Below are 12,287 nucleotides of genomic sequence, written 5' to 3' on the forward strand. Positions count from 1 at the left end.
AGGTTAATATGACAACAAAAGGTTCAATTAAAAATAATGATTTTTCTCGCGGTGCTTCCAAAAAAGGGCAAGTGACGCAAACCGAAAAGCAGCAGGCCAGACAAGCATTATTAGCTTCAGCCAAAGCAAAACAAAGCAAAAAATAATCATAATTTAGCACTAGAAAGTAGATATGAGGTAATCAAGAATGCAAAGTTATGCTGAACGAATGCTAGATGAATTAGAAGGTGGACAATTAGATGCCGCCAAAAAATCATTTGCTTTATCTTTACGCCATGACGACGATGAGACAATTCATTCACTTGCAGAGGAACTTTATGCTCTAGGTTTTTCAACAAATGCCAAACGGGCGTATCAAAAATTACTCGAAAAATACCCAGACGAAGATTTACTGCGTACAGAATTAGCTGAAATTGCTATTTCTGAAGATCACAGTGATGAAGCTTTGACATATTTGTCACCAATTCAGAATGATTCAGAAGCGTACTTAGAAGCATTATTGGTTTTTGCTGATTTATATCAGTCTGAAGGGTTACTAGAAGCTGCCGAAAACAAATTAACTGAAGCTTATCAATTGGCTCCGGATGAATTAGTGATTCAATTTGCCTTAGCAGAATTTCTATTTGAACTTACTCGTTATTCAGAAGCAATTCCTTTCTATCGCAATTTAATTGTTCAAGGGGAGACCCAAATTTCAGGAATTGATTTAGTTTCACGCATAGGCGTATCTTATGCGATGATCGGTGATCAACAAAAAGCGCTCGGATACCTAGAGCAGATTAAAGATGCTAATTTGACTCCAGAAGTTCGTTTCCAGTTAGGTATGCTGTATGCTAGCGATGAGAATAATCAAGACCAAGCCATCGATGTTTTTGAAAAGCTTATTGAATTAGATTCATCTTATGCTGGTGTGTATGTTCCACTTGGACAGATTTATGAGCAAAAGCAAAAGCCTAAAGATGCGCTTGGAATTTATGAGGCCGGGTTAGCGGTAGATCAATTTAACGAACGTGCATATCTGAATGCGGGCCGCGTCGCATTACAATTGAAAGATTACCAGCATGCAGAACAGTTATATCAAAAAGGGCTCCAAAACTTACCTGAATCAAATAATATCATTGCTAACTATTCACAAATGTTGGTAGATACTGAACAGTATTTGGAACAAATTAATTTCTTAAATCAGTATGTCGATGCTGATGATGATTTTGAGTTAGAGCCCCAAGAATATTGGAATTTAGCCCAATCATACACAGAATTGGAACGTTATGAGATGGCTGATCAATATTGGCAAGCCGCGGTTCCTTTTTTCACTGACAATTCCATTTTCCTAAAAGAAGTTATTTATTATTTCCGCGAAGCTGGGAATCAAGAAATGCTAATAGAAACTTTACCAAAATATCTTAAACTAAATCCTGATGACTATGAAATGAATCAGATGGAAAACGAATTAAATGGTCTCTAATAGAGCCGTCAAAATTAAAATCATGTATTCTTTAATTTAGATTTTTAGAGGATCGAAAGGAGTAGCTCTATGCCCAAAAAACATCAACAAAATTGGATTAAGTTAGGTAATGTTGCCGATAAAGATACCGAAGCACTGAGTTTTGTAGAACAATGGGTTCAACATAATACCGATCTACAAGTTCTAAATCGGTACGAGATTACCAAGAGCGAACTTTTACCACCGAAGCACTCGGCTAAATCAGCGCTAGCCTATGTCGTCCATTGGCGGAAGGCGCTCCAACAATATAAAGGACGTTGGCAATGGCGCGAAGTGTCAAGTTATGTTTTTATTGAGGTTGGAGCCATTACAGCCGCTCCGGTGGTCAAACCCGAGCGAGATGAAAATGAGCCAAAGAAAGAACCTGATTCAGCATTTAGTCCTAAAATTAAAGCAGAAAAAAATGCTGTTAAGAAAAGTAGTCCCGTTCCTAAGCAAGATGGACGGTCTAAAACCAACCAGCAAAATAAATCAAACACCCATAAATTAAATTCGCCACAACTAAGGTCAAATGTTCATCCGCAAAATGAGAACCTTGATAAGGCAATGCATAAATCTCAACATCCTAAGAAGTCGATTGATAAGAAGACGAAACCAGTTAAATCGCAACCGCTAATGACCTCGGAACCGGTAATTCTTCATGGCCTAGAACAAAATAAAACTAAATTATATGTGAGACGGCCCTTATTACGTCAGAAATAAGGAGATAGTACATCATTAATGCCCTAATAAGCAAATTAAGTTAACTTAAGCTGACGAAAGCGGTTACATTAATGTCCTTTTTTCGGTATAATAGAATTATTCAAAAGGTGGAGGAAAGATAAAATGACAGAACGAACATTAGCAATTGTTAAGCCAGATGGGGTTATTCAAAAAAAAGTCGGCGAAATTATTCGACGGATTGAACGAAAAGGTTATGATATTATTGATATCAAAATGATTCAAGCTGACGAAGAATTGTTAAAAGCCCACTATGTTGAATTAGCAGACCGTCCTTTCTTCCCAGGATTAATGCATTATATGATGGAGCATCCGGTGGTGGCAATTGTCGTTGAAGGAGATAATGTCGTCAAAGGTTGGCGAACTTTAATGGGGCTTACAAATCCTACTGAAGCTGCTCCTGGGACCATTCGTGGTGATTTCGGAAGAGATTGGCCTGGTGATGAAGTTCGTAATGTTGTACATGGGTCTGATTCGCCAGAAAATGCGCAACGAGAAATTGGGTTATGGTTTCCAGAATTAGCTAAATAAAAAATAAACGTCTACCGCTAAGGTGGACGTTTTTCATTTGAATCACCTCATCATCCAATTAGAGGTCTAAAATTATGCTAGAATAATAGTATTATATTTTTCAGGAGAATTAAAAATGGATGCCATTAATTTGTCAAAACGATTAGCGTGTGTCGCTAAGTTTATTCCAAAAGGGGCTCGCTTAGCTGATATTGGCTCAGACCATGCCTACTTACCTGCGCATCTCTTACTAAATCAAAAAATAGATTTTGCGATTGCTGGAGAAGTAGCGCTTGGGCCACTGCAAAATGCTCAAGCGGAGATTAAAAATGCGGAATTGACCAAGCAATTAGAGCCACGTTTGGGTGATGGATTTGCCGTGATCAAACCAAATGACCACATTGATACAGTTGTGATTGCCGGGATGGGTGGGCAATTGATTCAAAAAATATTAGCAGAGGGTCATCGCGAACATCATCAATACGAAAAACTAATTTTGCAACCCAATACCGATACTGCAATGGTACGAACTTGGTTACAAAATAATCAGTATGCACTCGTCGATGAAACGATGCTTTTTGATGATGGGCACTACTACGAAGTTTTAGTTGCGCAGCCTGGTATCACGTCTTTTACAGAGCAACAAATTACATTTGGACCATTTAATTTACAGCACCAAACCCTAACTTGGAAACAGAGGTGGCAGTCAGAATTGAACCGGTTAAATCAATTATTAATAACCTTATTTCAAGCCAAACAAGGTAATTCAATTGCATATCAAGAATATCAAAATCAAGCCCAACAAATTAAGGAGGTATTAGGAAATGCAAGCGAAAAAACTAATTCAAGCGATTGAGAATCTTGCACCAATTAATTTAGCCTGGGAACGTGATAATGTCGGTTTGCAGGTGGGGCATGCCAATCAAGAAATCACAAGGGTCATGACTACCTTAGACGTTCGCCCTGAGGTTGTTACTGAAGCCATTGAACATCACGTTGATTTTATTTTTTCTCATCATCCCATTATGTTTCACCCTGCTAAAAATTTAGATTTAAGTGATCCACAAAATAAAATGTATGCTGATTTATTAAAAAATAATATAACGGTTTATAGTGCCCATACGAATTTAGATGCAGCTCAAAATGGGATGAATGATTGGTTGGCGCAGGCGCTAGGATTATCGAACCTGCAACCACTATTACCAAATTCTGTTAATCCACAAAGCGGGTTAGGTCGCATTGGCGACTTGGCAGAACCGATTAGTATTCAAAAATATGCTGAATTCATTCGTGATTTATTTAAAGTTAAAGTCGTCCGAGTGATTGCCAATGATTTAAATCGAACAATTCAAAAAATTGCCGTCATTGGTGGCGATGGAGGTTCGGAATATATAACGGCTCAGCAAATGGGCGCGGAAGCTTTAATTACGGCCGACTTATATTATCATACGGGTCATGACGTTTTAGCACATGACTTTGTAGTAATTGATCCGGATCACCATATGGAAGCTATCGTGAAGGATCAAATGACCCAACAAATTAAAAAATGGCAACAAACCTATTCTTGGGATTTAATTGAAGTTTTTAGCTCTAAGGTCAATACAGATCCATACACTTATATTTAATTTTTTGGGAGGCCTGAAAATGGTAAAGGTACAACATTCAGAATTACTAGATCGTTTCTTGAAGTATGTTCGAATGGATACTCGTTCTAATGAAGCATCAACAACGGTTCCTTCAGATTCGAAAGAAGTCGATTTTATAGCCAATTTAGCGAATGAATTAGAAGCGATTGGTGTGCAAAATATTAGAACGATGGCAGATGGATATCTTTTTGCTGAAATTCCTAGTAACTTAAATATTGCTGTTCCAGTGATTGGTTTTATTGCTCATGTCGATACCGCCGACTTTCCGTCTGAACGGGTGAATCCTCAAATCGTCGAAAATTATGATGGTCATTCCGTAATTCAATTGAATCCAGATTACCAATTAGATCCGAAACAATTTCCAAATCTAACGCATTATCAGGGCGACACCTTAATCACAACTGATGGAACGACATTATTAGGTGCTGATGACAAAGCTGGAGTAGCAGAAATTATGAACATGGCACAGTTTCTAGTACAACATCCAGCGGTGGAACACGGTAAAATTATGCTGGCTTTTGGCCCAGATGAGGAAATTGGCACTGGTGCGGACCATTTCGATGTCGATAATTTCAATGCTGATTTTGCTTATACTGTGGATGGGGGACCACTAGGGGAACTTGAATGGGAAACCTTTTCGGCCGCTATGGCAACCGTGAAGATCCAAGGATTAAATGTTCATCCTGGTTCAGCTAAGGATACAATGGTAAATGCCTTACAAGTCGCGATGGATTATCACGCGCAATTGCCTGAGCATGATCGTCCTGAACATACTACCCGGCGTGAGGGTTTCTGGCATCTAATTAAATTGACGGGAACCCCCGAACAAGCCCAGATGCAATATTTAGTTCGTGACCATGATCGCAATCAATTTGAACTACGTAAGCAAAAACTACATACGATTGCTGAGCAAATGAATCATATTTTTAAGACTTCACGAATTCAGATAACGTCAAAAGACGAATACTATAATATGGGTGAAATCTTAAAGGATAATATGTATCCGGTTGAATTGGCTTCGGCAGCATTAAAATCATTAGCAATCGAACCCAAGATTGAACCTATTCGGGGTGGTACGGATGGCTCAAAAATTACTTTTCTAGGGTTACCAACGCCCAATTTATTTGCCGGCGGTGAGAATATGCATGGACGTTATGAATATATATCATTACAAGTCATGCAAAAAGCGGTTGATACTTTATTGAAAATCTCTGAATTAAATGTTTTACAGACAAGGGAGAAGTGAACACCTTATGAATCAAGGATGGTGGCAAAATAAATACGTTTGGGCGCTTGGACTCTTTGGTGGACTTTTAAATCTCATCCAACCGATTATCGGGGTTTTGATTTGGCCTTTTTATCAACCGAATACCCACATTTTGGCAATCTTAGTTGCAAGCGATCAGCCAAAACGAATGATTTTTACCGGTTTAAACATTTGTATAACAATCGCATTATTAATTTTTAGTTGGGCTTTAGTCCAATATTATCGTAAAAGAAACGAAACATTGATTCAGCAGAAACTACAACAATTCATCATTGCATTCACATTATTGCAAATAATTCGTTGGGAAATCCCAATTTTACACTTAGCTGATATCAGCCAAGCTACTAATCTATATATTGGTTATTTATTACTTGTTGGCTTAATAATTTTTGGAATGGCGTGGCTTTATTGGCAAATTGGTCAAAGTTTCCAAGCCATTGGACAAACTTCATTTGCTAATTTATGGCAACTGTCAGGCGCCTTAATGATGATTTTTGAATTTAGCTTAATTATTACTCAAGTCATTGGTTGGCCTTTAGCTGGTATATTCGATCAACTGATCAACTTCATTCTGGTTTACCCTATAATGTTTAATAGTTGGCACTTTACGAAGGCCGCGCGCTAAATATCAAATTTAATTGAGATCAAATTCAACACTAAAACAACTAATTTTGATCTGAAAATTAAACAGATTTGCCCTAAAATATATGTAAAGTAATTTTACTTTACACAATTAGGGTAAAAGCCTTGCAATTTATCCCAAAGGCGTGTAATATTATTATTTGTAATTTACTAGCTATTGTGTACGACGCAAGCTTGGGGTTTAGCCCAATGCAGCTAAACCTGTCGTTTACATTAGTGGGTGGTGGCAACCCCCAAATACATTAATTCAAGGAGTATGTTAATGCGCATTAACATTTTGTTAGAAGCCGCCGAAACAGGTGAGCGTATCTATCTAACTTCTAAGAATCGTCGTAACACGCCCGATCGTTTGGAGTTAAAGAAGTATTCTCCAAAGTTGCGCAAAGTTACCACATTCAAGGAGGTTAAGTAATCATGGCTAAGAAGTCTAAGATCGCTAAGGCTAAGAAAATTGAAGCAACTGTTGAGAAGTACGCTGCAAAGCGCGCTGAATTAAAAGCTGCTGGAGACTATATTGGACTTTCAAAGTTGCCTCGTAATGCATCCCCTGTTCGGATGCACAACCGGGACCAACTTGACGGACGTCCTCATGCATACATGCGTGAGTTCGGAATGTCACGTTTGAATTTCCGTCAACTTGCACACAAGGGATTGATTCCTGGTGTCAAGAAAGCTTCTTGGTAAGTTTTACTTATCAAAGGCAAACGAATAACCGTAACTCTATGAGTTGCGGTTATTTTTTATTATCATCATATTTATCCATACCAATTTTTATACCTTTATCTTTATGTTAAAAATATTCACAAATTAAAACACCAAATGAAAAATAAAAACATAGTTTAAATATCAATTTATATTCATAAATATATTTTTATTTTTCACAAACTTGCGGTATAATACAAGTTATTATCTACCTATACCAATTTGAAAAAAGAGGATTATATAATGGTTAAAAAACCTAAATTATTTTTAGATATGGACAATACGTTGGTGGATACTTTACCCATTTTAACAGCGGCGACTGAACAGGCCATTGAAATGGGCTTAGAGAAGCCCGATCAAATTCCAGATATATTTCGGCATCTCAAGCCATTACCTGGGGCTTTGAATGGTATCAAAACTTTGTCTAAATACTATGATTTATATATCTTATCAACAGCACCGTGGTTTAATGCAAGCTCATGGTCAAATAAAATGGAATGGTTGAATGAATACTTTGGCAACGATGCACAGAGTCCGTTCTATAAGCACGTCATTATGACACACGATAAAGGTCTTGCTAGAGCGGAAGGTGGCATCTTAATCGACGATCGTCCTTATCATGGTGCCGCGAAATGGGATGATGCATCCAGCGGAACGGCTTGGATTCAATATGATTATAATAAACAGATGAACTGGACAGCAGACAATGGTTTAATGCAACTATTAATTCAAACGGCACAAATTTATCAAGTGCAGAGTTTATCTGAACGAGAAGCCTTAATCAAAGCAAGCCAAGCCATGAATTTATCATTTCATGGATCGCTCGAACATTTTGAAAAAGCAAACTGGGAATAGTTTAAAAGAGGAAAAAATTATGACAATTACTAACGCAAAACAAATGATCCAAAACGCTCGTGAACAACAATATGCCATTAGTGCATTTAATACTAATAACTTGGAATGGACTCAAGCCATTCTTCGAGTAGCTAAAGTACGCCAAGCACCTACTTTAATGGCGATCTCAATGGGTGCTGTTAAGTACATGGGCGGTTTTAAGGTTGTTGCTGAATTAGTACGGAATCTAGATGAAGCCATGGAAGTAGATGTGCCAATTGCGATCCATCTTGATCATGGTACCTACGAAGGGGCTAAGGCAGCCATTGCCGCTGGTTTTACTTCGGTAATGTTTGATGGTTCTGATTTACCATTGGATGAAAATCTTAAAAAGACGGCTGAAATCGTTGATTTGGCCAAGCAAGCGGATGTTTCAGTTGAAGCGGAAGTCGGATCAATTGGTGGTGAAGAAGATGGCGTTGTTGGTGACGGTGAAATTGCACCGATTGCTGATGCTATCCAAATGGCCGAAACAGGAATTGACTTCTTAGCCGCTGGAATTGGTAATATTCATGGTCAATATCCCGCAAATTGGAATGGTCTCCATTTAGATCATTTAGCTGAGTTATCAGCTGCCGTTTCTAATGCCGTTAATAAACCGATGCCCATTGTTTTACATGGTGGTTCTGGTATTCCAGATGATCAAATTAAACAAGCGATCCAATTAGGTGTGGCTAAAGTAAACGTCAATACTGAAGCCCAACTAGCTTTCCATCAAGGGATTCGGGATTATGTTCTTTCAAATCAAGACTTAGAAGGTAAGAATTATGATCCTCGTAAGTTTTTGAAGCCAGGGTTTTCAGCTATTGAAAAGGCCCTCAATGAACGAATTGATGTTTTTAATAGTGCAGATCAGGCTTAATCTAGTTGCCTATTCTGAAAAGATTAGATAACATACTATTAAATTTGTAGAATGAGCTGGGACAATTAATTTGTCCTAGCTTTTTTTTGTTCATTTTAACCATCATTGCAAAATAAGCTCAAAAAACATTAATTTAATTTGACTAATGATTAAAACGGAGTAGAATGAATCGATGTAAGTAAGTGATCACTTACTCGATAGAAAAGGGAGAATATTATGAGTACAGAAATTATTGAATTAACTGATGTTCGTAAAACATATGGCACTCAAGTCGTTTTAGATGATGTTTCCTTTGCAGTAAATTCTGGTGAAATTGTTGGGTTAATTGGTCCCTCTGGGGCAGGTAAATCAACCATTATTAAAATCGCCTTAGGGATGGAAGTCGTCGATGAAGGTCACGCCACTGTTTTTAATAAGATCATGCCACAACGTCAAATTCTAGGTGAGTTGGGGTATATGGCTCAATCCGATGCATTATATGAACAATTAAGTGGTCGAGAAAATTTACAGTTTTTTGCTGAGATGCGCGGTGTTAAAAATATTTCCAATGAAATTGATCGAGTTGCGAAAATTGTTGATTTAACATCTAATTTAGATAAATATACTTCTGGATATTCCGGCGGAATGAAGCGTCGGTTATCATTGGCAATCGCCTTTTTAGGAAATCCTAAACTATTGATATTGGATGAACCAACGGTTGGAATTGACCCATCATTACGGCGACAAATTTGGCATGAACTACAAGAGATGCGAGATCATGGGCATACTATTCTGGTAACAACTCACGTCATGGATGAAGCCGAATTAGTGGATCGGGTAGCTTTATTACTTGGCGGTAGGTTAATTGCTAATGATAGCCCTAAGGCTTTGGAAGATGCTTATCATGTTGATTCAATTGAGGAAGTCTTTTTGATGGCAGAGGAGAAAAAATAATGCGAATTCTATCAATTACTCGTCGAGTTCTTAAGGAATTATTCCGTGATAAGAGAACTTTGATGTTAATGTTTATTGCGCCATTATTGGTTTTGAGTTTAATGAAGGTTGTATTTAACAATAATTCTGATTTAACGGTTAATTTGGCTACTGTTAATATGGAACAATCATTAAAAGACACCCTTGATGATACTGATCATATCAGTTTAAAAACTTATGGAAAATATTCTACTGCGAAAGATGCTTTGAAAGATCAAAAAGTTGATGGAATTATTGAATATGATGGTACTGATTTTACGGTGACTTATGCTAATTTGGATGCGACTAAGACGACTTTAACTAAGTCAGCTTTGTCTGCTGCTCAAGTTAAGAATGAAATTTCAAATTTGGCAACTGCACTTACAAAAATGCAGAAAGCGGCCGGAGTCACACCTATTCAAGCACCCCAGCCCAAAATTCATAATGTTTATAATTATGGTGATAAAAATACTTCATACTTAGATAAAATGTTGCCAATTCTAATGGGCTTCTTCGTGTTTTTCTTTGTCTTCCTGATTTCTGGAATGGCTCTCTTACGTGAGCGGGCTTCAGGAACGCTAGATCGCTTATTAGCGACTCCCGTCAAACGTTCTGATATTGTTTTTGGTTATATTTTAAGTTATGGACTTTTAGCCATTTTACAAACAATAATTATCGTCAGCTATACAATCTGGGTGCTAAATGTGGAAGTTACTGGTTCCATTCTATGGGTTGTGATAATTAATATTCTATTAGCAATGGTGGCCTTAACATTTGGAATCTTGATGTCGACATTTGCTAAATCAGAATTCCAGATGATGCAGTTTATCCCGTTGGTGGTTGTACCGCAAATCTTCTTCTCGGGATTAATTTCAATCGATTCAATGGCTGGCTGGCTAAAAGTAATTGCTGATATTATGCCAATGAAGTACGCTGGTGATGCGCTAACTAACGTCGTGATGAGTGGAGCTGGATTCACGCAAATTTGGTTTGACCTATTAATCCTATTATTTTTCTTAGTTTTACTCACTGTTGGAAATATCTTAGGTTTAAAGCGCTACCGTAAAGTATAAAATATATGTATGATATAAACAGAAGGATAAATATGACAGATAAAATAATTGATGATTTCAATGACTTAATCGCTAGCATGGAAATGCCAGCGGGAAAACGTAAAGTAATTGGTGCAGCTGTCAGTCTTTTCTCTGAACAGGGTTTCAATGGAACATCAACTGCTCAAATCTCGGAATTATCGGGCATGAGTGAAGCGACTATTTTTAAGTATTTTAAAACTAAACGAGGCTTACTAGAGACTATTATCAATCCATTAATTGATAATTTATTGCCAAACTATGGGCAAGAATTTGTTCAAAATCGAGTTCCTAAGGATCAAGGTTTGGAACAAACAATTCATTTAATCGTGATTGACCGTCTAACTTTCATTTATGATAATCGTCTTATTCTACAAATTTTAATGAGTGAAGTTTTAGTTAATAACGAATTACTAGATCGATTAAAACAAAAAGCAACTCCCCTAATAATACAATTAAGTTCAACTTTTGAGACTTTAATTACAAATTCAAAATTTTCCGTCATTGATTTATTTCGGCTTTTAGTTGGTCAAATGTTCTTTGAGTTACTGCGTATTACTAAATTTGAAGATACAAATAATGATTATGACATTCAGCTGATTGCTGATAAAATTACTAAAAGCATTGTAGCAACGTTTTAATATGAACATTAATGGAGGCTAAGGCAGATTGTCTTAGCCTTTTTAATTATGTAAAATTTCAGTTTGCCTTAAAGTGAACTCTAAGGCATATACTAAATTTATGAGCAAAGGGAGGAGTAAAATATGAACCGCAGTAAAGTTATTATTCACATGTACGTTTCGATTGATGGTAAAATCGATGGTTATTATGGTAGTGCCATTTCAGGATCCTATTATTCAGATGAATTATTTCGTCTAAGTAATGCTGATGCAAACGGAAGAGCAACAATTCAAATGTATGCAGCTTCAGGTAAGCCTGATTTAAGTAAGTATGATTCTGCTGGAATTAATTATGAGGACTGGATTCCAAATATTCAATCAAAAACCTGGTCTATCTCGTTTGATCGTAAGGGGCAATGTGGCTGGGAACAGAATTATTTCGAATATAATGACCATAAAATGCATGCCATTGAAATTGTAACCAAGCAAGCTAGTAAAAAATATTTAGCATTTCTGCGTTCAATGAATATACCCTATATTATTGGTGGTGAAACAGAATTTAATTTAGAAGAAGTATTGGCTAAACTAAAGCAATACTTTAAAATTAATACTTTGGCTGTTTGTGGTGGTGCTGTAATTAATGGCTACTTTTTAAAAGAACACGTCGTAGATGAAATTTCCTTAGTCGTTGCACCTCATGTTGATGGAAATGTAATACAAAAAGTAGCTTTCGATACTTTAGGAAATCAAGTTAATGATACATTCTATTTTAACAGCGCTAAACCGTTAGATGATGGTGGAGTTCATTTGATTTTCAAAAAAGAGACTAATTAGGATTATAGTGCAAAAAACCGCCGGGTAGCAACCATGCTATCTGA

General features: G+C 36.9%; 16 protein-coding genes. All 16 read left to right on the forward strand.

The annotated features are described in order from the left end of the window. The first annotated feature begins 8 nt into the window (after positions 1–8). The 16 genes from G7084_RS04900 to G7084_RS04975 all read left to right on the forward strand — a co-directional run bounded on the left by G7084_RS04900 (position 9) and on the right by G7084_RS04975 (position 12,243). Positions 9–146, forward strand: coding sequence for a hypothetical protein (locus G7084_RS04900; RefSeq protein ID WP_166010580.1), 138 nt, complete (start codon positions 9–11; stop codon positions 144–146). Positions 147–187: 41 nt separating this feature from the next. Continuing rightward, positions 188–1,465, forward strand: a complete 1,278-nt coding sequence (locus tag G7084_RS04905; RefSeq protein ID WP_166010582.1) for a tetratricopeptide repeat protein — start codon at positions 188–190, stop codon at positions 1,463–1,465. Positions 1,466–1,534: 69 nt separating this feature from the next. Beyond that, the gene (locus G7084_RS04910) at positions 1,535–2,206 is read left to right on the forward strand and encodes a hypothetical protein (protein ID WP_166010584.1); all 672 of its coding nucleotides are present in this window, start codon (positions 1,535–1,537) and stop codon (positions 2,204–2,206) included. A 123-nt stretch (positions 2,207–2,329) separates the two neighbouring features. Then, the gene (gene ndk, locus G7084_RS04915; RefSeq protein WP_166010586.1) at positions 2,330–2,755 is read left to right on the forward strand and encodes a nucleoside-diphosphate kinase; all 426 of its coding nucleotides are present in this window, start codon (positions 2,330–2,332) and stop codon (positions 2,753–2,755) included. A gap of 115 nt (positions 2,756–2,870) precedes the next feature. Next, positions 2,871–3,590, forward strand: a complete 720-nt coding sequence (locus G7084_RS04920) for a tRNA (adenine(22)-N(1))-methyltransferase (protein ID WP_166010588.1) — start codon at positions 2,871–2,873, stop codon at positions 3,588–3,590. Beyond that, the gene (locus tag G7084_RS04925) at positions 3,559–4,359 is read left to right on the forward strand and encodes a Nif3-like dinuclear metal center hexameric protein (RefSeq protein WP_166010590.1); all 801 of its coding nucleotides are present in this window, start codon (positions 3,559–3,561) and stop codon (positions 4,357–4,359) included. The genes G7084_RS04920 and G7084_RS04925 overlap by 32 nt, the downstream gene beginning before the upstream one ends. Positions 4,360–4,378: 19 nt before the next feature. After that, a complete protein-coding gene (pepT, locus tag G7084_RS04930) occupies positions 4,379–5,626 on the forward strand; it encodes a peptidase T (RefSeq protein WP_166010592.1) in 1,248 nt (415 codons plus the stop codon). Positions 5,627–5,633: 7 nt separating this feature from the next. Then, complete coding sequence (locus G7084_RS04935; protein ID WP_166010594.1) at positions 5,634–6,272, forward strand: hypothetical protein; 639 nt, start codon at positions 5,634–5,636, stop codon at positions 6,270–6,272. A 279-nt stretch (positions 6,273–6,551) separates the two neighbouring features. Further along, positions 6,552–6,701: a 50S ribosomal protein L33 gene (rpmG, locus tag G7084_RS04940; protein ID WP_006845447.1), complete on the forward strand. Its 150-nt coding sequence runs from the start codon at positions 6,552–6,554 to the stop codon at positions 6,699–6,701. Positions 6,702–6,703: 2 nt separating this feature from the next. Next, complete coding sequence (rpsN, locus tag G7084_RS04945) at positions 6,704–6,973, forward strand: 30S ribosomal protein S14 (RefSeq protein WP_166010596.1); 270 nt, start codon at positions 6,704–6,706, stop codon at positions 6,971–6,973. Positions 6,974–7,234: 261 nt separating this feature from the next. Then, a complete protein-coding gene (locus G7084_RS04950) occupies positions 7,235–7,846 on the forward strand; it encodes a 5' nucleotidase, NT5C type (RefSeq protein ID WP_166010598.1) in 612 nt (203 codons plus the stop codon). 19 nt (positions 7,847–7,865) lie between these two features. After that, positions 7,866–8,747, forward strand: coding sequence for a class II fructose-1,6-bisphosphate aldolase (gene fba, locus G7084_RS04955; RefSeq protein ID WP_166010600.1), 882 nt, complete (start codon positions 7,866–7,868; stop codon positions 8,745–8,747). A 216-nt stretch (positions 8,748–8,963) separates the two neighbouring features. Further along, a complete protein-coding gene (locus tag G7084_RS04960) occupies positions 8,964–9,680 on the forward strand; it encodes an ABC transporter ATP-binding protein (protein ID WP_166010602.1) in 717 nt (238 codons plus the stop codon). Beyond that, on the forward strand, positions 9,680–10,771 hold the full coding sequence (locus G7084_RS04965; RefSeq protein WP_166010604.1) for an ABC transporter permease: 1,092 nt from the start codon (positions 9,680–9,682) through the stop codon (positions 10,769–10,771). Before G7084_RS04960 ends, G7084_RS04965 begins: the two co-directional genes overlap by 1 nt. Before the next feature lie 32 nt (positions 10,772–10,803). Then, positions 10,804–11,430, forward strand: a complete 627-nt coding sequence (locus G7084_RS04970) for a TetR/AcrR family transcriptional regulator (protein ID WP_166010606.1) — start codon at positions 10,804–10,806, stop codon at positions 11,428–11,430. Positions 11,431–11,553: 123 nt separating this feature from the next. Next, positions 11,554–12,243, forward strand: coding sequence for a dihydrofolate reductase family protein (locus G7084_RS04975; RefSeq protein WP_166010608.1), 690 nt, complete (start codon positions 11,554–11,556; stop codon positions 12,241–12,243). The last annotated feature ends 44 nt before the right edge of the window (positions 12,244–12,287 follow it).

The sequence above is a fragment of the Weissella coleopterorum genome (assembly GCF_011304355.1).
GTDB classification, from domain to species: domain Bacteria; phylum Bacillota; class Bacilli; order Lactobacillales; family Lactobacillaceae; genus Weissella; species Weissella coleopterorum.

What these genes read in the sequence shown, in the direction of transcription:
- G7084_RS04900 (WP_166010580.1), top strand. Translation starts at nt 9, where the DNA reads ATGACAACAAAAGGTTCAATTAAAAATAATGATTTTTCTCGCGGTGCT.
- G7084_RS04905 (WP_166010582.1), top strand. Translation starts at nt 188, where the DNA reads ATGCAAAGTTATGCTGAACGAATGCTAGATGAATTAGAAGGTGGACAA.
- G7084_RS04910 (WP_166010584.1), top strand. Translation starts at nt 1,535, where the DNA reads ATGCCCAAAAAACATCAACAAAATTGGATTAAGTTAGGTAATGTTGCC.
- ndk (WP_166010586.1), top strand. Translation starts at nt 2,330, where the DNA reads ATGACAGAACGAACATTAGCAATTGTTAAGCCAGATGGGGTTATTCAA.
- G7084_RS04920 (WP_166010588.1), top strand. Translation starts at nt 2,871, where the DNA reads ATGGATGCCATTAATTTGTCAAAACGATTAGCGTGTGTCGCTAAGTTT.
- G7084_RS04925 (WP_166010590.1), top strand. Translation starts at nt 3,559, where the DNA reads ATGCAAGCGAAAAAACTAATTCAAGCGATTGAGAATCTTGCACCAATT.
- pepT (WP_166010592.1), top strand. Translation starts at nt 4,379, where the DNA reads ATGGTAAAGGTACAACATTCAGAATTACTAGATCGTTTCTTGAAGTAT.
- G7084_RS04935 (WP_166010594.1), top strand. Translation starts at nt 5,634, where the DNA reads ATGAATCAAGGATGGTGGCAAAATAAATACGTTTGGGCGCTTGGACTC.
- rpmG (WP_006845447.1), top strand. Translation starts at nt 6,552, where the DNA reads ATGCGCATTAACATTTTGTTAGAAGCCGCCGAAACAGGTGAGCGTATC.
- rpsN (WP_166010596.1), top strand. Translation starts at nt 6,704, where the DNA reads ATGGCTAAGAAGTCTAAGATCGCTAAGGCTAAGAAAATTGAAGCAACT.
- G7084_RS04950 (WP_166010598.1), top strand. Translation starts at nt 7,235, where the DNA reads ATGGTTAAAAAACCTAAATTATTTTTAGATATGGACAATACGTTGGTG.
- fba (WP_166010600.1), top strand. Translation starts at nt 7,866, where the DNA reads ATGACAATTACTAACGCAAAACAAATGATCCAAAACGCTCGTGAACAA.
- G7084_RS04960 (WP_166010602.1), top strand. Translation starts at nt 8,964, where the DNA reads ATGAGTACAGAAATTATTGAATTAACTGATGTTCGTAAAACATATGGC.
- G7084_RS04965 (WP_166010604.1), top strand. Translation starts at nt 9,680, where the DNA reads ATGCGAATTCTATCAATTACTCGTCGAGTTCTTAAGGAATTATTCCGT.
- G7084_RS04970 (WP_166010606.1), top strand. Translation starts at nt 10,804, where the DNA reads ATGACAGATAAAATAATTGATGATTTCAATGACTTAATCGCTAGCATG.
- G7084_RS04975 (WP_166010608.1), top strand. Translation starts at nt 11,554, where the DNA reads ATGAACCGCAGTAAAGTTATTATTCACATGTACGTTTCGATTGATGGT.